Origin of the sequence: Virgibacillus senegalensis, from assembly GCF_000821245.2 — a bacterium.
GTDB classification, from domain to species: domain Bacteria; phylum Bacillota; class Bacilli; order Bacillales; family Amphibacillaceae; genus Sediminibacillus; species Sediminibacillus senegalensis.
The window spans coordinates 671,255-693,485 of the sequence record NZ_LN611424.1 but is presented as its reverse complement, the minus strand read 5'-3'; the positions used below and the strand labels follow the sequence as shown (position 1 = coordinate 693,485).

Sequence of the window (22,231 nt, the reverse complement as noted above, 5' to 3'; positions counted from 1 at the left end):
GGGTTGGTTGAATGACAAAACGGACTCCGGAATCGTTATTTGATAATATCGCCCAAGACAATGAAGTACTACAATTGTTTAAGCATCATTCCTTACGCGTCATGTACTTATCCACTTTATTAGCCAAAAAAATTGGCTGTTACGATGAGGACTTACGAATAGCCGCCTTTTTACATGATATTGGGAAAATGGGAATTGCTAAGGAAATCCTGTTGAAGCCTGGAAAGCTGACTACGATGGAAAAGACGATTGTGGAGAGCCATTCGCATATCGGCAACGTCATCGTCCGAAAAGAACTCGGTAAGTTGAGACCAGCCCGTTTCATCCGTGATCATCACGAGGATTGGAAAGGAACCGGTTATCCGCGCGGCCTGATCGGAGAGGACATTTCCATCCAGGGCCGGATTATCAGAATCTGCGACTCATTTGATACGATGACCTATGATATGCGAAATTATAAAAAGCAGAAAATGTCGCATCAGCAAGCTTTTGATGAGTTGCGCCGGTGCTCCTGGTCCCAATTTGATGGAAACCTGGTGGAAGAATTTATTTCTTTGTTGCAGGAATTGGAACTGCCGGAAAATTGGTACGACACATTCAACTTCCCTTTCATCGAAAAATTATTTGAAAAGGTCGAAAACCCGGCAGACATTTTGTAAATAAAAGCTATAGGTGAAAAGAGCGATCTCTTACATACACTTGTTGCAACATTTCTCATGACCAATAAAAAGAAATAATGCTATTCTTTCTCTGTTCTAATAGGTATAATAAATTCATTCAAAGTTATCTTAAATGGAATAAGGATTAACAGCAAATCCACCATCCTGCAGGGAGCTATGCCTGCAGGATGTTTTTACGCAAATATTTATCCTTCTTCCCTAATTCTAAGATACATATAAAGAGGTGTTTTATATAAATGGAGAATCTCGTACTAGTCAGCATTGTCGTCATCCTCGGAATCGGAATCTTCTCCCAGTGGCTAGCCTGGCGGATTCAATGGCCTTCGATTGTGATCATGTCTATTGCCGGCTTGCTGCTCGGCCCTATTCTCGGCCTGTTCAACCCTCAGGAAACATTGGGCAGTCTCTACAGTCCTTTGATTTCTTTGGCCGTAGCCATTGTTTTGTTTGAAGGAAGCTCCAGTCTCGACATTCGCGAAATTAGAGGCATCTCCAAGTCTGTTTTTCGCATCGTTACAGTCGGTGCGTTCATTGCCTGGATTGCCGGGTCACTCGCTGCCCATTTCATCGCCGGTCTTAGTTATGAGGTATCGTTTATTATCGGCGGCTTGTTTGTCGTAACCGGCCCGACAGTCATTATTCCTTTATTACGGAATGCCAAGCTGGCTCCGCGTATCGCTGCAGCGCTTAAGTGGGAGGGAATCATTGTCGATCCCTTCGGTCCGTTGCTTGCACTGTTTGCCTACGAAGTCATCAAAGTGCTGACCGTTGATTCGTTGCATGTTGACTACTTGTTGAATTTCTTCTTCAGTGCATTGATCGCAGTCGTATTTGGTTATGCGATCGGCATGGCCGTCAGTATTATGATCAGTAAAGGTATATTTCCAGAATATTTGAAATCACCGATCATGCTTGCCTTTGTCTTGATCTGCTTCACTGCGGCGGAAGTGATCATGCATGAAACAGGAATGCTCGCAGTTACGGTAATGGGCTTGACCCTTGCCCGGACAAAACGTTACGTCTCTTCCATCGGTAATATCAACCACTTTGTCGAAAACATTTCCGTTATGTTAACGTCGACCATTTTTATTTTGCTGACCGCTTCCCTGTCCAGGGAAACAATAGCCGAAATTTTCACGTTGCCAATTATCGGCTTTGTGCTTGTCATGTTGTTTCTTGTCCGTCCTTTATCGATTTGGATATCCACAATCGGCACCGAATTGACCCTTTCCGAAAAAGCACTGATCGGCTGGGTGGCACCAAGAGGCGTTGTCGCACTGACGGTGTCGGGATATTTCGCTGCCTTGTTAATGGAAGAAGGACATCAGGGAGCTTCCCTGCTGACCACGTTAACATTCGCCCTTGTCTTTATTACCGTTTGCGCCCACGGATTTACGTTACGACCGTTAGCAAAAACATTGGGACTTGCCAATGACGCAGCTCCCGGAATTCTCATCGTCGGTGCCAGCAGCTTTTCAATCGCTTTGGCCGATTACCTGCGGAAATTTGATATTCCCGTGTTGATCAGTGACTCCTCTGCGGGACGGCTTCAAGGCGCCATTGCTAAAGACATCCCGGTTCATCACGGCCAGATACTTGCCGAGCATACACAATATGATGTGGACCTGACACCGTATGAAACCATCCTGGCAATGACCGGTGACAGTTCCTATAACGCACTAGTCATACAGTCTTACGCACCGGAATTCGGTTATAACAACACCTTCTCTTTACCGGGCAGGAACGATTCCAACGACCAGGAACAAGTCGACAAGTCGCAGCGAACCCATTTGCTGTTTTCCGAAGACGCTATTTTCACAGAACTGAACCGGAAAATCAATACCGTCTACTCGCTGCAAACCATTATCATAAAAGAAAAGAATAAAGTAACCAGAGAAAACCTGCCCGCAGATGTGGTACCACTTTTCATTAAAAAAGAGAAAAACGGTGTCGAGCTGATCAGCCTGCGGAAAAAATTCATGCTTGAAGAGGGAGACCAGCTGATCGTATTGATGAAGAAAGAGGAAGAATAATACTAGGGTCTTGTTCCGGCTGAGATGATCTACACGGCGCGGAAGATGAGCAAGTTCCGGACGAAGAGGATCAACTCAACCGGGAAGAGGAGCAAGCTCTGGGCGAAGAAGATCAACTAAACCCGGAAGATGATCAAGTTCTGGACGAAGAGGATCATCTCAAACTGAAAGATGATCAAGTTCCGGATGAAGAGGATCAACTCAACCGGGAAGAGGAGCAAGTTCCGGACAAAGAGGATCAACTCAAACCGGAAGAAGATCAAGTTCCGGACGAAGAGGATCATCTTAACCTGAAAGATGAGCAAGTCCCAGCCAAAGAGGATCATCTCAACCTGAAAGATGAGCAAGTTCCAGCCGAAGAGGATCAACTCAACCGGGAAGAAGAGAAAACGAAAAGAGAGGCTTTCTTGGTGGATGGCCTCTCTTTTTCTATACTACTGGATCCATGCCCGATTTTTCGTCAGAACAAGCTTGGTTCCTTGTTTCCTGACAACCGAGTTGCGCGCCCTTTGCATACAAGAAAAGAGCCACAAACATTACTGGCTCTTTCCTTTTCTAAAAATATTGAAGATTTATTGATTTCCTTTTTTAACCCATTCAGCAACAGTAACCGTACGCTTTGCCTGGTGCTTCACAGCAGCTTCAACGTCTTCAACCATGTTACCCTCTTGGTCGACGGTGACACTTGTTCCATAAGGGTTACCGCCTGCTCCGAATAGAACCGGATCTGTGTAGCCCGGGGAAGCAATAATAGCGCCCCAATGCATCATAGAAGTATAGAGAGATAACAATGTAGCTTCTTGGCCACCATGTGGATTTTGCGCAGAAGTCATTCCACTCACTACTTTGTTAACTGTTTTACCATTTGCCCAAAGCCCACCTTGCATATCAAGGAATTGCTTCATTTGAGATGGCATATTACCAAAACGAGTTGGAACACTGAAAATAATCGCATCTGCCCATTCCAGATCCTCGGATGTCGCTACCGGAACATCTTTTGTCGCTTCGACTGTTGATTTCCATACTTCATTTCCATCGATGACAGATTGTGGAGCTAATTCTTGTACTTTTAATACTTTGACATCAGCACCTGCTTCTTTCGCTGCTTCTTCTGCCCATTTTGCCATCTGATAGTTTGTTCCACCCATGCTATAAAATACTACAGCTAATTTTACGTTTGACATATTTTCCGTCTCCTTTGTTTGTTTGAATAATTTAGTTAAAAACCCCATTATTGCACCTTCTTACAATTTATTTTGATAGAAACGACCTTACACATTACTTTTCATTCATATTTCTCATCTGTGAGATATTCGGCGAAAATAGCATGCTTTTTAAGCTTCCCTCGCTCTAACCTTTATTTGTCCAGAGCCATTCAAAGAATGTTATTGCAAGGACTACTAAATACGTATCCACTAGAGAATCACTAGTTTTTAAGGGGAAGTCCGTTCAAGTAATATCCCTGCGGACTTCCCGTCATTGCCTTTAATCCTAATTCTTCAACATCGAATACCATGTTTTTGCGGCTCCCACTTCTTGAGCTGTTAATTGATGACCTTTATCTTCCCAATGCAAGGATACTTCTGCATTTGCATTTTCCAGTAATGTTTGCAGCTCATTGGATTCAACTGGTGAACATATAGGATCATTTGTACCCGCTGTAATAAACACGGACTTCCCTGACAAATCCGGAAGCTTTATTCCTCTGCGCGGAACCATTGGGTGATGAAGAATGGCACCCTTTAATGCATGCTGATAGTGAAATAACAAGCTAGCTGCGATGTTTGCCCCATTGGAGTAACCAATAGCGATCATATTATCACGGTCAAAATCATATTCTTGCGCTGCATCGTCAAGGAATTGATTCAACTCTTTTGTGCGAAAAACCAAATCCTCTTCATCAAATACGCCTTCTGCCAATCGTTTAAAGAAACGGGGCATCCCATTTTCTGAGACATTTCCCCGAACACTTAAAACGGATGCTTCATCATCTATTCTTCCAGCGAGAGGTAATAAGTCTAATTCATTTCCCCCGGTTCCGTGTAACAGCAGTAACGTAGGTTTTTGCGGATCCTTCCCTTTATTGAATATGTGTTTCATTATTTATCCTCCCTTAGAATATTAACCTCATGGCAGGTAAGGACGCTTCTAATTCTCCCCGCTGCCCTTCCAGCCAAGAAGGCATCATAAGCTTCTCTCCTATTTTATCCACCGGTTCATCCACGGAAAAACCTGGAGGATCAGTTGCGATTTCGAAAAGAATGCCACCTTCTTCATGAAAATACACTGCTTCGAAATATTGTCGATCTTTCATTTCTGTGGGATGAAACCCATTTGATTTACTGATGCTTCATCCCTTTCGACCAACTCTATTGGAAGTCCGTCCGGATCACGGAACTTGAGATACTTCTCACCAAATCGAGTGGAGTACGCTGTTTCAACAGCGAATTTTTTCAACCGATTCTCCCAAAAACGCATAGAACCTTTAGGAATCATGTAACTCGTCTCACCAACCTACCCTACGCCAATTCTGCTTTTAAGTTGTTTTTTCCACGGAAAAAACGTCATGATCGTCCCAGGGCTGCCAGATTCATTGCCAAAAAAAAGATGATACACTTCGGCACGATCAAAGTTAATCGTCTTTTTTACAAGTCGTAGGCCAAGTACCCCAGCGGGTGCCCTCCAATTGCGGTGATGTGATGGATCCCACTTGGTTTCTTCTCTTGTCATTTCCCTCACAGTTAGATTCTTGCCTAGACAATATGCCTGGAAGCCATATCCAAAAGCTTTCTTCATTCGTTTTCAAAGAACACTTATCCCTTAAGCTCAAGAACTTTCTTCTATCAGCAACAAAATTATTACGAATTAATATATTATGAATTCGAGATATAATTACAAAAAAATTTACATGCTTTGTGCATGGAATCCCAGTTTCTTCAACTGCTCGATTAAAATTTCTTTTTCTTGGATGTCTAATCCTGCAAAAATTTCTTTCATAGCTGCCTTATGTTTAGGAAAAACGGTATTCATCAGTTTCCTTCCATCCTCGGTGAGTACAGCATATGTTATACGGCGATCCTTCGGACAAGGTTTTCTCTTTATGAATTCTTTCTTCTCCAGTTTATCTACTACATAGGTAATGCTACTACTGGCAATCAAGACCTTTTCGCCAATTTTTTGTATGGGCTGATCCCCTTTACTATAAAGTAATTCCAGAACAGCAAACTCTGTTGGATTGATCCCTAAACATTTTATGTCTTCTTCCACACGCTTTTTAATTGATTGTATGGCTCGAGATAAAACGGTAAAAGCCTTTAAAGACAAATCCTCTTCGTATTTCTCCAATTCCTGACGATCCATCCTGCTCATTCCTTCTTAATATCTCGAATTCAAGATAATTATACGATAACCATACTCAAGTGTCAACTGGTTTTGTATGTATATCGTTTGTATTTTACCGGAAATGTGGGAGAATAAAGGAAACTATGAACAGGGGGGTTTTTAGGTTGGTAAAAAGTTTGCATAGTACAACGACTTTACATAATGGGGTGGAAATGCCCTGGCTTGGACTGGGTGTTTTCAAGGTCGAAGATGGTGACGAAGTGGTTCAATCTGTTAAAGCTGCCATCAAACACGGCTACATAAGCATTGATACTGCCGCCGTTTATAAAAACGAAGAGGGTGTCGGACAAGGCATCAAAGAATCAGGCATCTCCCGGGATGCGTTGTTTGTGACCTCAAAGGTATGGAATAATGATCATGGCTACGAATCCACCCTGGCGGCGTTTGAAACCAGCCTGAAAAAGTTGGAACTGGATTATTTGGACTTATATTTGATTCACTGGCCGGTTCCATCCCAAGGAAAATTCAAAGAAACATGGAAAGCGCTGGAAAAGCTGTACAAAGACGGAAAAGTGCGGGCAATCGGGGTTAGCAACTTCAAAGAACATCACCTGGATGAGCTGCTGGAGGATGCAGAGATTGCGCCAATGGTGAACCAGGTAGAATTCCATCCGCATTTTCAGCAAAAAGGACTGCAGGCTTACTGCAAGCAGCGTAATATTCAGCTGGAAGCCTGGTCTCCGCTGAAACGCGGTCAGCTGCTTGATGACCCGACACTAACAGAAATTGGTGACAAGTACGGCAAGTCGCCCGCACAGGTGATTATTCGCTGGAACCTGCAAACCGGCGTCATCACTATCCCGAAGTCTACAAAGGAACATCGGATTGTGGCCAATGCCGATGTGTTTGACTTTAAGCTGTCGGCAGAAGACATGGACAAAATCGAGCAAATGGATACCGGCGTCCGTGCCTTTAGTGATCCAGATGAAAAGAAATAAGGAACAAAGGGGCTGACCTAATCAATCAGCCCCTTTTTCTGTCTTATTAAAACAAATGCTCAAACACGGCGTCGATGGTCGGAAACCCGCTAATATCCTCATCGGTCGGATCGTCCGTTTCCACCGTCCATTCCTGTTTGGCCAGCGCCAGCTGACCCTCTCCCGTTTTCTTGAACGGCATATGCACCATATAAATTCGTCCATTTTTTCTCACGGTATAACCGATATAATAATCGTCTTCTGCCCCTTCTTCTTCAAAGGTGCCGATATCATCTATATTATACTTCTCCATTAGCGGACGAAAAGAATCCTGCAGATCGCCCCTAATCTGATCGATGGTTACGTTATCCACGCTTTATCCCTCCATAAAACACACTTGCACCTATTAATATGCATTCCTTTTGATTAAGCCATGCATGCAAAAATTTCCTTGTCTTACTATGTGTGTTTGAAGCAGACTATAGAAAGAAGTACTACAAGAACTTTAGAAGGATGGATTCCAATGACAAGACCAAAAGATCCAAATAACATGAAACGTGAAAAGAAAAACAACCCAATCGGGGAACAGCCATTGAGCTACCCGGGACAGGAAGCAAATGACTTCCGCGACATCACCTATTCTCCCGGAGAAAACCGTTATTTAAACGAACAACGCGGTAAAAAACAAGACTAAACAAAAAAGCAGTTGGTCTCCGTTATTGGAACCAACTGCTTTCCTGCTCAGTCATCGTTATCAGCGTGCATCCACGTTTTCCCGTCGGTATTGTTCTGAGTAATCTCCTGCTCCGGGCTAAGTGGATGATTCTTGGTAAGTTCTTCATTCTGTCCAGGATGCTGTTCAAACTCGCTGTTTATGACGTCGTTCAAGATTGCCGAACTGTCTGTTTCGGTTTTAACGTTGTTCATCTCTTTGCGAAGCTGTTTTTCGTTTTTCATAAAGGACCTCCATTCACACGTTTATCCTTTACAATTATCCGCGTTTGTATGAATGGTTCTGGTCAGACTTGTTTAATGACTTTATGATTTTTTCTCCTCTAATTCGTCCATTAATTCAACCAGATTAGGATCATTTAGATAATTTTCAATAGTAATGATTCTTTTGCTTTTATTATTGGAAAGTCGAACCCGCTCTACTAAATCCTTATGGACGATAATGACATCTGAATCCTCAGGAACATCTTCGATTCTAAAATGCTTCACTTCAATTCCTTCTATATTATTTTTCTTGAGCCTTTTTCTGAATGTAGTAGCCCCCAGTGCACTACTTCCGGCACCTGCATCACAAGCAAACGAGATTTTACGGATATCAGCTGAAGAGGAGGAATGTACAGGATTTAATATTTGTTTCCCTGCCGATTTCATGGACTTTGTTTTCTCTACCGAATCGGAAAAATCGTCTTCCTTTTTCCTGTCCATACTCAAAATAATAGAAGTGACAACAAAAGATACCGCTGCCGCTACAAGAACACCTGATATGATACCCAAGAAGCTTCCTTTTGGCGTTAAGGCCAAGTAAGCAAATATCGATCCTGGACTAGGTCCAGCAACAAGTCCAGCGTTGAATAAACTGAAAACGGCAATGCCCGACATACCGCCTGCAATCATCCCCAATATTGTAAGTGGTTTCATTAAAACATATGGGAAATATAGTTCATGAATCCCGCCTAAAAAGTGGATAACGATTGCGCCAGGGGCTGTCCGTTTAGCTGTTTTCGCTCCAAAAAACGTGAACGCCAGCAATAAACCCAGACCAGGTCCAGGGTTGGAAGCAACAGTGAAAAATAGAGACTTGCCTAATTCCTTCGTTTCCTGCATACCTAGAGGGTAATAAATTCCCTGGTCGATAACATTATTTAAAAACAGTACTTTTGCAGGTTCATTAATTAGAGAAAGCAGTGGTAAAAAACCAGTTGATACCAACGCTTGAATCATTGCCGTTACAAAGTTGTTTGCCGCCTCAATTACCGGTCCAATAAATAAGAAAGATACAATCATCAGAGCAAAGCCTAAAATACCGATAGAAAAATTATTAACAATCATTTCGAAGCCGGCTGGCACTTTGTTTTCTATTAATTGATCAAACTTCTTAATGACGAGCCCGCCTAACGGTCCTATCACCATGGCTCCTAAAAACATTGGAATATCAGAGCCAACGATAAGTCCGATGGCACCAATCGCTCCCATTACCGCGCCTCTTTGACCGGCAACCATCCTTCCCCCTGTTATAGCTAAAAGCAAAGGCAGAAGATAAGTTATTGCCGGATCTACAATTCCAGCCATACTTTCATTAGGAATCCAGCCCGATGGAATAAATAGTGCTGTCAATATCCCCCATGCAATAAATGCTCCTATATTAGGAAGCACCATATTGGTAAGAAATCCTCCGAATGCTTGAACTCGGGCGCGGGTACTGCGCGTTGGAGTTTCCATTTCCATTACTTTCGCCATTATTTCATCTCCCTTTTTTATTGATTATTCTCCCATCCCTGTGAGTTTGTGCTCTTCACCTAAATGAATTATTCAACAGTGTTAACAAGCTCTATAACTTCTTTTTCAGAAGTTGCATCCTTCAACTGACCCATCATGCTATCATCTATCAGTAATTCTGATAAGTCGGAAATCAAATCCAAGTGCCCGGAAGAATCTACAGCTGCCAAAACAAAAAGGACATTCACCTCCTTGTTTTCCGGAAAGAGCACAGGCTTATCTAGCTTGAGAAAAGAAATGCCCGTTTTTAGAACACCACCCTCATTTTTTGCATGAGGCATGGCGATTCCTGGCGCAATGACGATATAAGGCCCATTTTCATGTACGTTTTTTATCATGTCCTGGATATACTTGGTTGTGATCGATTGATTTTTCAGTAACGGGGAAGCTGCTGTTTCGATTGCTTCCTCCCAAGAAGTAACAGAATCAATGAAGTTTACATTTCCTTGCAAGTATTCACTTAACATACTAACTCTCCTCTACTAAACCTTGCTTTTGTTTTTTTAATGTCGTGTACGCTTCTTCAACCATGCTGCTCATTTCACCATCCAATTTGGTGAAATGCAGAATTGCTTTGGCTATCCCATGTTCAGAAATGTAGTTTTGCAGTTCTGCTGATTGTACATCCTTTGGATTATCAAATAAGAAAGCAGCCGCAATAGCAATACATAAGTTTTTTGTAGATAATCCCATCTCATATAGTTTTCGGGTTGGTTTGATTAATCTCTCATCAAGACCTAGTTTACGAATCGGGTCGCGAGCTACACGAAAAATATCATCACTTACGTTTTCATTTTTGAAACGATCAAGCGTTGTATGGATGAATTTTTCCAAGTCTTCCGAATCAACCCCAAATGTATGAATTATATACTGAGCAGCTTCCCGAAGCGTTTTTCGAACAAATCCTTCGAGTTTTGGATCACTCAGGGTTTGCTGAATGGTTGTTTTTCCAGCCAAAAAACCAATGTACGCTGTGGCAGCATGTCCTAAATTAACAATATATAGCTTTCTTTCGATGTAAGGCTTCAAATCATCTACGTAAGTAGCATGCTTAATTGGCGGCAACTGATGATTAACCATTTCGGACTTGTTGATAACGAGTTCACAGAAAGGTTCTACTTGCACGACTTCTTCCCCATCCCGGACCTTTGACAAAGCTAATCGATCAACAGCGGCATTCGGGAATCCTACAAAGCGGTTCATTTTCTCCTTGTCCGATTCGGAAAGGACTGCTTCCACTTGCTTCTTCAACATGGTAGATGCATTAATTGCATTCTCGTTTGCAATGATATCGAGTTTCCGTTCATGCTGATTCAGTCGTTTTAACAGCCCTTCTGCCAACACTTCGGCAATATTCCCAAAGTTATTGACTCCAATCGAGGTCGTAATCAAATCCGCATCGATTATGGCATCAATGAGTTGGTCCTTTTGTGATAGACTGTTTAATGCAGTAAAACCAGATACCTGCCTTGGATCGGGGTTATCATCCAAAAGTTCAATCCTATAGCCATTGTTTTTATTAATGCTACCGATAATATCCTGGTTTATATCCGCAAAGCATACTTCATACCCGGTTTGGTTCAAGAGATAACCTATAAACCCCCTGCCGATATTTCCTGCCCCAAAATGCAACGCTTTCATCTTACTCCTCCTTTCCGCTCTTCTAAGCTGTTATTCTAAATTTGCATGGTACTGCCACAGGTCATGCATATTTATATCTTGTTCTCTGACAAGCAGTAGTGCGATGGTATCACCGAGTAATAACAGACTTTGCTCAAACAAGCTAGTCATCGGTTGTACAGAAGGAATTTCACCGGGTAATTGCAGCTTTGTTGCCACTGGTATTCTGACAAACAAGTCCGAATACTGACGCATAGAACTATCTGGATTCGCACCAATATGGGCTACTCTTGCATTAAACTTTTTAGCCTTTTCAGCGATGATCAAAGGAAAAGCCGTTTCCCCGCTTCCAGATCCAACGATAAGCAAATCCTTTTCGGTGATGGCCGGCTCTGTTACTTGCCCCACAATATAGGTTTCAACTCCGAGATGCGCCAATCGTTTAGCTATTGATTTCAAAGACAATAAGACCCTGCCAACTCCCACAAAGAATACTTTTTCCGCTTTTTTAATTTCATCTATTAAGCTATCAACATCCTCGCTATCAACATGACTCAAAGTAGTAGAAAGCTCCTCGACAATATCTTTGGTAACGTTGTCAAATTTAATCAATCAACTTACCTCCCTTGCTAGTCCTGCAGTTATGGATTCCTCAAGCGATTTCATATTTTCTTGCAAAGTCTTACCAGGAATAAACAAACTTGTTGAACCGGCGACTAACATGTTCGCCCCCGCACTAACAAGACTGGGTATGGTATCTAATGAGACTCTGCCGTCCACTTCTATAGTTGTTGTTAATCTTTTTTCCGTTATCAAAGCTTTCAAGTCTTGAACTTTTTCCAATGCGTACGGAACCTGCTTTTCATTTTTATCTGTGGCAAATCCCGGATTAATCAACATAAGCAGCACGGTGTCACATTGAGGCAACACATATTCTAAAGTCGACAAAGGGGTAGCAGGATTTAGTGCGACGCCTGTTTTCACACCTTTTTTCCGAATTAAATTTATTTCCCGATCAAGATGTTTGCTCGATTCGAGATGGAAGGTGATTTGCTGCACACCGATTTCTAACATCTCCTGAATGAAGAACTCATTATTTTCCGACATAATATGAACGTCAAATGCCATGTCTGTCACTTTTCTTAATTGTTTAATGGTATCAAGGCCCAGTGGCATACTTGGACTAAAATGACTATCGATGAGATCAATGTGTAATGTATCCAATCCTGCCTGTTCCATTTGCCTTACACTCTGCTCTAAGTTGCATAAATCTGCGCACATGATCGATGGCGCAATTTTTACTTCTTGTTTATGCACGTTCGTGCCTCCTTATAAGTAATTGTGCGTTTATTTAATGATTATATAGCGTTTACATTCCGTTGTAAAGCAGAAATTCGCATTTTTTTGCATGTTTATTTGCGCGTTTGCTTTTGAATGTATTTCCAAACTTATGGTAATATAATAAAAAGGAAGGGGAGGTGAAACGAACATTATGTTCAAAGAAGAGCGCCAACAACAAATCATACAAATATTGGATGAAGAGCATAAAGTGATAGCAAGTGACTTAAGTAAACGTTTGTCGGTATCAGAGGATACGATTAGGAGAGACCTAAAGGAATTAGATAGTCAAGGACTAATCAAAAGAGTACATAGTGGAGCATTGAGGAAGGGCCCACCTGTGGTGGATTTTTCTACCAGACAAAACCTTTATAATGAAATTAAAATAAAATTGGCCCAAAAAGCTCTAACGTTTGTAAAAGATAACATGGTGCTGCTGATAGATGGAGGTACAACAAATCTGCATTTAGTTAATAACTTACCATTATCATTAAAAGCTACTATTATAACGAACAGCCCCCCAATCGCCATGGCCCTATCCAATCATGAGCATATCGAAGTGATCATGATTGGAGGAACGTTATTCAAGGAATCCATGGTGAATTTAGGGATAGATACCGTAGAAGAACTAAACACTTTAAGAGCTGATTTATATATTATGGGAATATACAAAATCGACCAACATACTGGGATAAGTGTGCCAAGTAGATCCGAAGCTTTAGTGAAACGAAAAATGGCATCGGTTTCATCCGAGATTCTGGGAATGGTAACATCCGACAAGCTTGATACTATTTCCAAACATATCGTATGCCCAACAAACCAATTAACCTATCTGGTCACGGAACAAATCAACAAGGACATCAAAACACAGTATGAAAAACAAGACATCATTGTAATAGAGTAATGGTGCGCGAATACCGTCTATACAATCAACAGGAAAAAATCATATCTAAACAAAGAAAGCAGTTGGCCCTTTATGGAGACCAACTGCCTTTTTTGCTATAAATAGAAATTCCAGAAGGGTACTAGCCGCTACAAACCCTTCCTTTTTTTCCAAATCAAATTTAGTTGTTAACAGTAAGGCTGCCTTCTAGCTGCTCTTTCAGGATTTCCATTCCCCTTGGGCTTACAACGATCCCACTTGGAAGCTCCACATTGTCGTCACTGATTTCTCCAGTTATCATGCATTGTTTGCGTGGCTTGTATTTTTGAAAAATAATCTTGTCGTCATCCATAAAGATTTCAACTGGATCTTTTTCTGCGATGTCTAAGTTATTACGGAGCTCCACTGGAATCACAATACGTCCTAATTGATCTAATTTCCTTACTACACCTGTACTTTTCACGTGATACTCTCCCTTATGTATAAGTTATTTTATTCGATTTGGATTCAAGACTTAGTCTTGAGAACACCTCTTCATTGTAACAAGATATATTGTCATTCAGCGAGTAGTTTGATTTTTTTGTCCATATTTTTCTGTGTCTTTCACAAACAATGTATCTTTACCCTATCCCTTTCCATAAATTACAAAGGAAACTTAAAATCTACCATGTTTAAAAGAACGAGAATAAGAGAATAATAATACCAAACAACAAAACGATTAGGAGGGAAACAATATGCATCACAGTAATAAAGTAAAGTTAGACCAATTCATCAGAGAGGACAGATTTGAATTAAAATCTTATGTTTCACATCTAATTAAATTACATTCAAATGATGCTCCTACTCGTTCAAATGACAATGCAATGGCTCGATAATCCGTTTCGTTACTTATTCGACAAACACAAATAATCAACATATATAATAATAGTGAATAAGAAGAGGCTGGGAAAAGATTAATTGGATAGAAAGAAAAATCCGAACAGTGATTGCTGAATACACATCCCGCATAGGTAAAATACTTCGCTTTCCTTGTGCACGGCTTCAGCTAACTGTGTGAAGAAGAACATTGCACACAGCGGATCTTCAGCTCGTGCTGTTCCCAAAGGAGTCTGCGTATTTCGCCTATGCAAGGTTCAGGTTTTTCGGATCTTTCTTACCTATTTAGTTATATCCCCGCCTCTTTTTTCTGCCTTGTATGCCTCTATTTTCAATGTGGTTTCCACTACTTATCTCTGAATGGTTTTCAACCAATTCATCCCCTGAATCTTCCGACAAGATTAGCTCCAAACCCCGACTTTTTACCCTGTTCTTTTGTTTATCGAACTTTTACATTAGAAATATAACCAGCTTAAATGCTAGTTTGCTAGTTTAAAAGAGACCCTACATATTAAAAGGAGGTATTCACATGTGGAAAAATGTAACGCTTGCTGTCTTGCTTTCCACTTCTCTCTTCAGTACGTCTGTTTCCGCAGCTGCTACTGAAAATGACCATGCCGAAAACAGGTACAAGCATGTCCAACTCTTAGGGATTAACGATTTACACGGGCAGTTAGACGTTTACCGTGACATTGGCGGTAGACAAGCAGGTGGAGCGGAATATTTGGCTGCATACCTTAAACAGTATGAGGAAGAAACGAAAAATACGTTGCTCGTCCATGCCGGGGACGTAGTTGGTGCCAGCTCACCGGTGTCTTCACTGCTCCAGGATGAACCAACCATTGAGATTTTAAATGAACTAGGCTTTGATGTCGGGACGTTGGGAAACCATGAGTTTGATGAAGGCGTGGACGAGATGATGCGCCTTATTGACGGAGGGGAACACGAAATAACAGGAGATTTCGAAGGATCCTCCTTCCCTTATACGGCAGCAAACGTAGTGGACGAAAATACCGGAGAACCGATTCTCCCACCATATGTGATTAAAAAAGTGAATGGCATTCCGATTGGTTTCATCGGGGTAGTTACAACTGAAACCCAAAACATCGTGCTGCCAAGTGGTATCGAAGGCGTAGCATTCACCGATGAAACAGAGGCAATCAATGATGCTGCCAAGCAATTAAAGGAACAAGGGGTTGAATCCATCGTCGTACTCGCGCATGCCCCTGCTTCTTCCGAGCAAGATGGCTCCAACCCATCAGGAGACGTTGTCGAATTTGCTCCACAAATCGATGATGAGGTCGATGTTATATTAGGTGGTCATAACCACGACTATGCCAACACCGTTGTCGACGGCAAATTGATCGTTCAATCGTACTCAAGTGGCACCGCTTTTTCGGATATCGACTTAATGATCGATCCGAAGACGAAAGACATCATTTCCAAAGAAGCAAACATCGTTACGACGTATCATGATGCAATCGAGCCAGATGAGCAAGTCGCCAATATGGTAGATACTTATGAAACGGAAATCGAGGATTTGGTTGACCAAGTGATAGCGGAAACTTCCGAAACGATTACTACTGCCCAGGATGACAGCGGAGAATCTGCACTCGGTAATCTTGTAGCAGATTCTCAACGGACTGCCATGGATACGGATTTCGCTTTCATGAATCCTGGAGGAATCCGTGCCGACCTGGATGAAGGCCCGGTCACATGGGGTGAGCTTTATACGATGCTGCCTTTCGGAAATACCCTTGTCAATATGACCCTCACCGGGGAACAAATCAAAGCTTTGCTTGAACAGCAATGGGAAGGCAGCTACCCACACATGTTGCAAGTATCCGGGCTGCAGTACACTTGGGAACAAGACGCTCCTATTGGTGAGAAGGTAGTTGAGTTAACCGATAATGAAGGAAACCCGATTGAATCCGATCAACCGTACACCGTTACGGTGAACAATTTCCTGGCTGAAGGCGGAGACGGATTTACCGTTCTTACCGAAGGAACGGACCAAGTAACAGGTCCACTCGCTTTAGATGCCATGATAACCTATTTAGAAGGATTGGATGGGCAAGTAACAGCGCCTGAATTAGGAAGAATAGACGTTGAATAATCTTTACTCAACGGGATATATGGGAAAAGCAGCAGGGCTACCCCTGCTGCTTTCCTCTATTCTTCAATAGTAGTTAGTTTATACTGGTCTCCATCTTTAACTGCTGTATATTTCCACTGATAGTCCTGTACTTCTGAGGTACCGTCCTGATAATTAATTTTAATCGTTTCCGTTGTATCCAAGACATAATAGGATCCATCAGTTTCATAGCCAACAAAATCGTAGTCCTGCAGTTCTTCTACGATATTTTTCTCACTTAACCGCTTCACTAAATCACGTTGCGCAGTTTCGAGTTCACTGCCTGCCTTGATAAAAGGCTCTACTTCACTGTAATCTCCATTGTTGATGGCAGCGATAAGACCACCTAAATAGCTATCATATACTTCCTTCAACGCTTCCTCTGTATCGGATTCATCGTCAGCTTCAGCAGTTTCTGTACTATTATCGAGTTTAATGGAAACCGGCTCTTCGATTATATTCACTGCTTGTTCAAAATTACTCGGGTCTATCCACGTTCCATCCTTAGATGTCACCACCCAATTGTCATCCTGGTAGACAAGTTCATAAATCAAATAGCTTTCCTCTTCCGTTAGCTGAGGGTCATCTGCCTGATAGTAAAAACCTTCTTTTCCTGTTTCTTTCAAATAAACAGTAGACAGAAGTCCATCCTCTGTACTTATCAAGGAGAAATTATCTGTATCCATTTCTAACTTGGTCGTTTCTTTCGTGTAGATATAGTCTTCCACTTGACGGTAATCGAGTTCATTTTTAAAATCGGCCATCAGGTCCTCTGACATATTTTCAATTAACGCAACATCCCCTTTTTCCAGGGCCTTCATATAAGAGGTATAATGAGTTGCAATCGCATCTACCAAAGACTTTTGCAGCGCATCATTCATGGCAAACTCTATTGGAAAGTAGTCGTTCTCCAACGCAACAGCTTCCGTAGTCATTGTCCCCCACGGAAATTCTGCCTGGACGGCCATTTCCATAGAGCCATCCAATGCCACAGGGCCAAAAGCTTCGTCGGAGAATACATTAAAATCAACCGATTCCCCATTGATGATCACGTTACTGTTTACGGAATCATCAAATGCAGAATCGAAATATACCGTTCCCCCGTTCACAGACAGGTTGATCGTTGAGTGATTGTCATAAGGAGTCAATTCCACTTCCTGCTCTTCTTTCACATCCATGTACTCGTGCTTATATTCTGCCGAAAAAGTATAAATACCAGGTAGGAACGGTCCCACTTCCTTGGAAAAATCGTTACTGGACGCCTCTACCAACTCCTCGTCCCCTTTGTACAATTTCGTTCCCTGGAATTCCGTGTGCAATTGCACATAAATTGGTTCTATGTATAATTGGTATCGATCAAAAAACAGAAATTTCCCATCCTGCTCCAGTCGGACTAACGATTCTTCTCCACCAACTAAAAATTCCAAAACTTCATCCTCAGCATTAGCTTTATTACCTTTGTATGCTTCAGATTGCTTTTTCACCGATTCGACTAGTACATCTCCATCCTCTGGATTAGCCTCTAAATATTTCACAAACGCCTCGGCATCCTCGTTAGCAATCTTTAGTTCCTGATTACGGAAGGATAACAGGTCAGCAATTTTTTCAGCATCCCCTTCAACAACCGCGTCTTCAAACGCATCGACCAATCGTTCTTGGGAAGTAAAATACGCACCGATAAAATATACTGTTGCCAGCACTACTGCTACTGCAGAACCAATGATAATGACTTTCTTTTTCTTTTTTGGTGACATTGGGGCTTTACTTGATGCTCTTTTGGCAGGTTGCGGTTGGTTGCTTGGAGTTGATTGTATCTGTTTTTCAACTGATGATTGGTCATTATTTGTCAAAGGTGCTCCACATTCTGTACAAAACTTCTTGTCCGTATCGATTTTTGTGCCACATTGGTTACAAAATTTCATATTAGCCTCCTTGTAAATTGTGTAGTAAGGAAAGAACAGACACCTTCACATCAGGTGCCTGTACTTCAATCAAAATCCGTAAAAGGAGTTTTCCAAATCATCTATTAAGTTACCAACAATGCTGTCTCCAATGATGGCAAAGATAATCACCAGGGCAATATTTGCAATGATCAGCCCGTAATACACATCGATTCCACCGGAAACATTGTCTTCTTTGACAGAAAAAATGACTGCCAAACTCGAAGCAACAAATAAAAGAAGGGCAACACCAAAAAGAAACATACTAAAAGCAGTTGCCGAAATTAACGAAAAGATGACTGCCACTAACAGTACAGCTGCCGGCAATACATTGAATACCCCGAACCTACTCATGACTTCTACAAATGTAACATTCGATTTCATCAATTTTGCTACACCAAAAACTACCGCTGTATAGATAGCCAAATAGATTAATAGATAAATAAATGGCTGAACTACGGTTGCTCCAAAAGGAATTGTGATAAAACCGCTACTGAAATTTTTGGCAGTAAAATAAGAAAATAAAGGCAGCAACAGGGCAAACAGTACATGGGCGATAATCCCATTGATCATATCTGCTCCAGTAACCTTCCTGCTTGCAACCATTGGCCCCTTTAAAGCTTCCTTCGCAAAAGCGAAGAAAAACTGCCGGCTGATCACTTTCCCTTTTTCAACGTATTCGTTGCTTCCTCCAGCGGTTGCTGCCGTTTCTACCGTAGCAGCTTGTTCATGGTTAGCCTGCTGCTGGCTTTGCTGAATCCCAGAAACTAATTTTGTTCCACATTCAGCGCAAAATCTAGCTTCCGCTTCATTCAATGATCCACATTGCGTACAATGCATGATTCCATCTCCCTTTTCTTCTCTGTTAGTTTTTGTCTCTCTCAGGAAATAAATTTTTATTACTGTAATTATGTAAATTATTTCAAAAACTTGTTATAAAACTCCTATTCGATTGAGACAATTAGGAATATTATACCACCATTTTTAGGGATTTTTAACTACTAATCAATAAATTTGTAATTTTATATAAAAATTTGTCGAGAGGCGGGGATTTATCTGCGGTAATACCTTGGAAAAAGCTTTATATGGTAGGGGATTACCGATGAATAGAGGAAGTGAAACACCTCCTTTGTTGAAGATGTTTCGCTTTCTTAAATGGGAAAAGTACAACAGATAGGAGAGCTATGAGCTCCTACTTAACATCCTATCGAGTTTTGCCTCGGGAATTAGATTTCGATTGCCCTCTTCTTTGTTCATCCGGTTGTTTTTTACTCGGATTGGTCGGCTTAAAGTTCTTTTTACGATGTTCTTCGGACATGTTATTTCCTCCCAAAAAATTAAGATTTGACCTGCTTCTATACAGTTTGAACCTGAACAAATTCCAGTTCTTTTTATTATCATCAGAGTTTGTTTTACTATTCACCTTTAATCAACTGCTTCTGCTCAATCCATAGATAACCCCCTCAAAGATATCTTTGAGGGGGCATCCAACTTTTATTCAATTGTTATCTTCGATCCAACCTCTACTGTCACCAATTCTGCATCTTCCAGATATAAGGTTCCCGATTGTTCAGCTTCCGTACTCCCGTTAAATCGTAATGTAATATGACCTAAATCATTAAGGTTTTTATTGACGGCAGAACCGACTTTCGTAATCCCATAAGTTGTTCCGTCGATTGTTAGCTTTGAATCTTCTGTTATCTCTTTTTCTACTGGATTGACATCAATTATATAACAAAAGTCCGCAAGTTCTGCCGGTGCGTTCTCTCCAAACAACACCATCATCTTTTCAGCTTCAAAGGCTTTTGCATCTTTCCCAATTTTTTTTATTTCTGTCTGATACATGATTGATACGCTCCTTGTCTGTTATTTATATAATCCGAAGCTGGCAAGCCAGGCAACAAACACACGTGGGACGCCGTTTAAGAACCTGGAGTAAAGGACCGATGGCACCCCTACTTCGATTGTTTTTGTTTCTGCTTCCGCGAGGCCTAAACCAACCGGAATAAAGTCTGCGGCATTCTGGGTATTGATCGCAAATAATGCCGGAAGTGCCAGGTTTGGAGGGATATTCCCTTTCCCGATTTCTACACCGATCAAGGTACCTAGAACTTGTCCAATAACCCCTCCTGGGCCAAGTAATGGACTTAAGAAAGGCAGAGAGCAAATAAAACCGATGGCAAGCAACCCCCAGATATTCCCTCCAAGTGGTGACATGACGTTTGCGAACAGGTCACCGATGCCAGAGCCTTGAATAATACCGATCAATAATGCTACAAATCCCATAAACGGAATGACTGTATGCAGCATCGTTTCCACCGCATCACGAGAAGCTTGGTAGAAAGTATTGATCACTTTTCCAGCAGCTAATCCGATTTTGGTCAAGACACTTTTATTTTCTTGTTCCGCCCTTGTCTCCATAATTTTTTTATCTTTTGAATAAGTCGCTTTCTGTTCTTGTTCTTCTTTGGTTTCCGTGTGGGCCTCTGTCACTGCCGCACGATCACTTTCTTCACCAGCAACCGATACTTGCTCCACATCAACATTAGATACATAAATGTCTTCGGTTATATATTGACGCAAAGGACCACTTTTACCGGTAGCCATGATATTGATTGTCGGAATGCCCTTTTGTGGATAAATGCCACAACGCAATGTTCCCCCGCAATCAATCACAGCTGCCATGATTTCATCTTCTGGCACGGATGTTTCAAAGCCATTCACAGGTTCTGCACCAGTGATGTCACATATCTTGTCAACAATGGCAGGCTTATGACCACCTGTTATATACATCAACTTGTTACGTTTTCCATTGACCCCAATAGTTAGCGGACCACCAAATCCACCTGATCCTTTAACGATTTTCGCTTTTTGTCCCATGTTGTCCACCTCAGCCTTCTACGTTTACTTCTTTGCTTAATTTAACTTTTTGTTGTTTCTCCACATAACTCGTTGTAAAGTCCGTCACCCAGCCACCGATAAAGTTCATCACTAAACCGACTAATAAATACCGGACAGCTAAATCCGTCATGGGCAATCCCAGTTCTTGAATGCCTTGTGCAATACCTAAGAAAATAAATAATTCCGCCGGATTAATATGAGGAAATATTCCGTTACTTGTATGAGCGAATTGTGCTGCAGACGCAAAGTAACTCGGTTTGTATTTCTCTGGCATAAACCTTCCTAATGAATGGACCATCGGATTTGCTAACATAAACGAACCCAAGAATGGTAAAACTAAATACCTTAAGAACACATTGTTTGCTGATTTTTGTGCAATCACATTAATCTTATCTTCGCCGATTAACTGAATAATGGTATTCATAGCAATCAATAACATCAGGACAAGCGGTACAATAGATGTCATCCAATCGATAAACGTGTCGGCACCCGTTTGAAATAGGTTGATAAATCCTTCGGCAAAATTAACGATGTAATCCATGCTTTAGACCCCTTTCTTTTTTAAACATTCCGTTTACTTTACGTACAGCTTTCATCATTGGCGAAGGAATTTGGGCAATTTCACCGCCACTTTGAATGATGTGGAAAGTATTTTGCGCATCCAAAATCGCTTTTGCTAATAACTTGTTATAGCTTTTTAAGTCGCTTTCACCCAGTTTCCGAAGTTTCATGCCCTCTAAACCTTTGAGCGGCTTGAACTTAGAAAACACGGTAACACCTTGCATGTATCTCGCGTCTTCAATTACATTTTTATTGTTTAGTTGCAATAACACTAATGTCCCGGCTTTAATGATAGCTGGCCGTCTTCCGATAGCGACACGCCCTTTTTCACGCAATTGGGTATAGTTCTTAGTAAAATTCTTTATTTGGAGTAAACCTAGTAAGTACTGAACGACAAAGCCAACAGCGGCCATGATAATCAGCATGATAAAAAACATC

23 protein-coding genes and 1 pseudogene are annotated in these 22,231 nt (G+C 41.5%); 6 read left to right on the top strand and 18 right to left on the bottom strand.

What is annotated here, in order from left to right:
• Positions 1 to 11: 11 nt before the first annotated feature.
• Entirely contained in the window at positions 12 to 659 is a 648-nt protein-coding gene (locus tag BN1067_RS07500; protein WP_053218263.1) for an HD-GYP domain-containing protein, read from the top strand.
• 257 nt (positions 660 to 916) lie between these two features.
• Complete coding sequence (locus BN1067_RS07495) at positions 917 to 2,713, top strand: cation:proton antiporter (protein WP_053218262.1); 1,797 nt, start codon at positions 917 to 919, stop codon at positions 2,711 to 2,713.
• A 572-nt stretch (positions 2,714 to 3,285) separates the two neighbouring features.
• Here the strand turns inward: BN1067_RS07495 and wrbA are convergent.
• From wrbA to BN1067_RS07470, 4 genes and pseudogenes are all read right to left on the bottom strand, one after another.
• Positions 3,286 to 3,897, bottom strand: a complete 612-nt coding sequence (gene wrbA, locus BN1067_RS07485) for an NAD(P)H:quinone oxidoreductase (protein WP_053218314.1) — start codon at positions 3,895 to 3,897, stop codon at positions 3,286 to 3,288.
• 307 nt (positions 3,898 to 4,204) lie between these two features.
• Complete coding sequence (locus tag BN1067_RS07480) at positions 4,205 to 4,816, bottom strand: alpha/beta hydrolase (protein ID WP_199868514.1); 612 nt, start codon at positions 4,814 to 4,816, stop codon at positions 4,205 to 4,207.
• A 10-nt stretch (positions 4,817 to 4,826) separates the two neighbouring features.
• Positions 4,827 to 5,418 (bottom strand): annotated as a pseudogene (locus BN1067_RS07475) (hypothetical protein).
• Between the two features lie 199 nt (positions 5,419 to 5,617).
• The gene (locus BN1067_RS07470; RefSeq protein WP_053218256.1) at positions 5,618 to 6,073 is read right to left on the bottom strand and encodes a MarR family winged helix-turn-helix transcriptional regulator; all 456 of its coding nucleotides are present in this window, start codon (positions 6,071 to 6,073) and stop codon (positions 5,618 to 5,620) included.
• A 146-nt stretch (positions 6,074 to 6,219) separates the two neighbouring features.
• Between BN1067_RS07470 and BN1067_RS07465 the strand changes: the two genes are divergently transcribed.
• The gene (locus BN1067_RS07465) at positions 6,220 to 7,053 is read left to right on the top strand and encodes an aldo/keto reductase (RefSeq protein WP_324777872.1); all 834 of its coding nucleotides are present in this window, start codon (positions 6,220 to 6,222) and stop codon (positions 7,051 to 7,053) included.
• Between the two features lie 46 nt (positions 7,054 to 7,099).
• On the opposite strand, the gene BN1067_RS07460 is transcribed toward BN1067_RS07465, so the two are convergent.
• Positions 7,100 to 7,405, bottom strand: a complete 306-nt coding sequence (locus BN1067_RS07460; RefSeq protein ID WP_053218254.1) for a DUF5634 family protein — start codon at positions 7,403 to 7,405, stop codon at positions 7,100 to 7,102.
• Positions 7,406 to 7,555: 150 nt separating this feature from the next.
• Here BN1067_RS07460 and BN1067_RS19825 point away from each other — a divergent pair, with 150 nt between their 5' ends.
• Positions 7,556 to 7,726, top strand: coding sequence for a hypothetical protein (locus BN1067_RS19825; protein WP_199868487.1), 171 nt, complete (start codon positions 7,556 to 7,558; stop codon positions 7,724 to 7,726).
• A 47-nt stretch (positions 7,727 to 7,773) separates the two neighbouring features.
• On the opposite strand, the gene BN1067_RS07455 is transcribed toward BN1067_RS19825, so the two are convergent.
• The 6 genes from BN1067_RS07455 to BN1067_RS07430 form a co-directional block, all read right to left on the bottom strand.
• Positions 7,774 to 7,989, bottom strand: coding sequence for a hypothetical protein (locus BN1067_RS07455; protein WP_053218253.1), 216 nt, complete (start codon positions 7,987 to 7,989; stop codon positions 7,774 to 7,776).
• Between the two features lie 81 nt (positions 7,990 to 8,070).
• On the bottom strand, positions 8,071 to 9,501 hold the full coding sequence (locus BN1067_RS07450) for a PTS mannitol transporter subunit IICB (RefSeq protein ID WP_234400644.1): 1,431 nt from the start codon (positions 9,499 to 9,501) through the stop codon (positions 8,071 to 8,073).
• Between the two features lie 68 nt (positions 9,502 to 9,569).
• A complete protein-coding gene (locus BN1067_RS07445; RefSeq protein WP_053218252.1) occupies positions 9,570 to 10,007 on the bottom strand; it encodes a PTS sugar transporter subunit IIA in 438 nt (145 codons plus the stop codon).
• Position 10,008: 1 nt separating this feature from the next.
• A complete protein-coding gene (locus BN1067_RS07440; protein WP_053218251.1) occupies positions 10,009 to 11,181 on the bottom strand; it encodes a mannitol-1-phosphate 5-dehydrogenase in 1,173 nt (390 codons plus the stop codon).
• A gap of 30 nt (positions 11,182 to 11,211) precedes the next feature.
• Positions 11,212 to 11,772, bottom strand: a complete 561-nt coding sequence (gene hxlB / locus BN1067_RS07435) for a 6-phospho-3-hexuloisomerase (protein WP_234400643.1) — start codon at positions 11,770 to 11,772, stop codon at positions 11,212 to 11,214.
• Complete coding sequence (locus BN1067_RS07430) at positions 11,773 to 12,477, bottom strand: ribulose-phosphate 3-epimerase (protein WP_110943369.1); 705 nt, start codon at positions 12,475 to 12,477, stop codon at positions 11,773 to 11,775.
• A 175-nt stretch (positions 12,478 to 12,652) separates the two neighbouring features.
• Here BN1067_RS07430 and BN1067_RS07425 point away from each other — a divergent pair, with 175 nt between their 5' ends.
• On the top strand, positions 12,653 to 13,402 hold the full coding sequence (locus BN1067_RS07425; protein WP_053218250.1) for a DeoR/GlpR family DNA-binding transcription regulator: 750 nt from the start codon (positions 12,653 to 12,655) through the stop codon (positions 13,400 to 13,402).
• Positions 13,403 to 13,562: 160 nt separating this feature from the next.
• On the opposite strand, the gene BN1067_RS07420 is transcribed toward BN1067_RS07425, so the two are convergent.
• Complete coding sequence (locus BN1067_RS07420; protein WP_053218249.1) at positions 13,563 to 13,844, bottom strand: AbrB/MazE/SpoVT family DNA-binding domain-containing protein; 282 nt, start codon at positions 13,842 to 13,844, stop codon at positions 13,563 to 13,565.
• A gap of 942 nt (positions 13,845 to 14,786) precedes the next feature.
• Between BN1067_RS07420 and BN1067_RS07415 the strand changes: the two genes are divergently transcribed.
• On the top strand, positions 14,787 to 16,373 hold the full coding sequence (locus tag BN1067_RS07415; protein ID WP_053218248.1) for a bifunctional metallophosphatase/5'-nucleotidase: 1,587 nt from the start codon (positions 14,787 to 14,789) through the stop codon (positions 16,371 to 16,373).
• A gap of 56 nt (positions 16,374 to 16,429) precedes the next feature.
• Here the strand turns inward: BN1067_RS07415 and BN1067_RS07410 are convergent, their stop codons facing one another.
• The 6 genes from BN1067_RS07410 to BN1067_RS07385 form a co-directional block, all read right to left on the bottom strand.
• Positions 16,430 to 18,313: a zinc ribbon domain-containing protein gene (locus BN1067_RS07410; protein WP_053218247.1), complete on the bottom strand. Its 1,884-nt coding sequence runs from the start codon at positions 18,311 to 18,313 to the stop codon at positions 16,430 to 16,432.
• A gap of 69 nt (positions 18,314 to 18,382) precedes the next feature.
• Complete coding sequence (locus BN1067_RS07405; protein WP_053218246.1) at positions 18,383 to 19,171, bottom strand: zinc ribbon domain-containing protein; 789 nt, start codon at positions 19,169 to 19,171, stop codon at positions 18,383 to 18,385.
• 654 nt (positions 19,172 to 19,825) lie between these two features.
• Positions 19,826 to 20,176, bottom strand: coding sequence for a PTS glucitol/sorbitol transporter subunit IIA (locus BN1067_RS07400; protein WP_053218245.1), 351 nt, complete (start codon positions 20,174 to 20,176; stop codon positions 19,826 to 19,828).
• Positions 20,177 to 20,197: 21 nt separating this feature from the next.
• Positions 20,198 to 21,211, bottom strand: coding sequence for a PTS glucitol/sorbitol transporter subunit IIB (gene srlE / locus BN1067_RS07395; protein WP_053218244.1), 1,014 nt, complete (start codon positions 21,209 to 21,211; stop codon positions 20,198 to 20,200).
• Positions 21,212 to 21,221: 10 nt separating this feature from the next.
• Positions 21,222 to 21,773 carry a PTS glucitol/sorbitol transporter subunit IIC gene (srlA, locus tag BN1067_RS07390; RefSeq protein ID WP_053218243.1) on the bottom strand — a complete coding sequence of 184 codons (552 nt, stop codon included), beginning with the start codon at positions 21,771 to 21,773 and terminating at the stop codon, positions 21,222 to 21,224.
• Positions 21,757 to 22,230, bottom strand: a complete 474-nt coding sequence (locus BN1067_RS07385; RefSeq protein ID WP_053218242.1) for a transcriptional regulator GutM — start codon at positions 22,228 to 22,230, stop codon at positions 21,757 to 21,759. Before BN1067_RS07385 ends, srlA begins: the two co-directional genes overlap by 17 nt.
• Position 22,231: the final 1 nt, after the last annotated feature.

Bases quoted from the DNA above. Each gene is read 5' to 3' on its own strand.
- BN1067_RS07500 (WP_053218263.1), top strand. From the start codon at position 12: ATGACAAAACGGACTCCGGAATCGTTATTTGATAATATCGCCCAAGAC.
- BN1067_RS07495 (WP_053218262.1), top strand. From the start codon at position 917: ATGGAGAATCTCGTACTAGTCAGCATTGTCGTCATCCTCGGAATCGGA.
- wrbA (WP_053218314.1), bottom strand. From the start codon at position 3,897: ATGTCAAACGTAAAATTAGCTGTAGTATTTTATAGCATGGGTGGAACA.
- BN1067_RS07470 (WP_053218256.1), bottom strand. From the start codon at position 6,073: ATGGATCGTCAGGAATTGGAGAAATACGAAGAGGATTTGTCTTTAAAG.
- BN1067_RS19825 (WP_199868487.1), top strand. From the start codon at position 7,556: ATGACAAGACCAAAAGATCCAAATAACATGAAACGTGAAAAGAAAAAC.
- BN1067_RS07455 (WP_053218253.1), bottom strand. From the start codon at position 7,989: ATGAAAAACGAAAAACAGCTTCGCAAAGAGATGAACAACGTTAAAACC.
- BN1067_RS07450 (WP_234400644.1), bottom strand. From the start codon at position 9,501: ATGGCGAAAGTAATGGAAATGGAAACTCCAACGCGCAGTACCCGCGCC.
- BN1067_RS07445 (WP_053218252.1), bottom strand. From the start codon at position 10,007: ATGTTAAGTGAATACTTGCAAGGAAATGTAAACTTCATTGATTCTGTT.
- BN1067_RS07440 (WP_053218251.1), bottom strand. From the start codon at position 11,181: ATGAAAGCGTTGCATTTTGGGGCAGGAAATATCGGCAGGGGGTTTATA.
- BN1067_RS07425 (WP_053218250.1), top strand. From the start codon at position 12,653: ATGTTCAAAGAAGAGCGCCAACAACAAATCATACAAATATTGGATGAA.
- BN1067_RS07415 (WP_053218248.1), top strand. From the start codon at position 14,787: ATGTGGAAAAATGTAACGCTTGCTGTCTTGCTTTCCACTTCTCTCTTC.
- BN1067_RS07410 (WP_053218247.1), bottom strand. From the start codon at position 18,313: ATGAAATTTTGTAACCAATGTGGCACAAAAATCGATACGGACAAGAAG.
- BN1067_RS07405 (WP_053218246.1), bottom strand. From the start codon at position 19,171: ATGCATTGTACGCAATGTGGATCATTGAATGAAGCGGAAGCTAGATTT.
- BN1067_RS07400 (WP_053218245.1), bottom strand. From the start codon at position 20,176: ATGTATCAGACAGAAATAAAAAAAATTGGGAAAGATGCAAAAGCCTTT.
- srlE (WP_053218244.1), bottom strand. From the start codon at position 21,211: ATGGGACAAAAAGCGAAAATCGTTAAAGGATCAGGTGGATTTGGTGGT.
- srlA (WP_053218243.1), bottom strand. From the start codon at position 21,773: ATGGATTACATCGTTAATTTTGCCGAAGGATTTATCAACCTATTTCAA.
- BN1067_RS07385 (WP_053218242.1), bottom strand. From the start codon at position 22,230: ATGTTTTTTATCATGCTGATTATCATGGCCGCTGTTGGCTTTGTCGTT.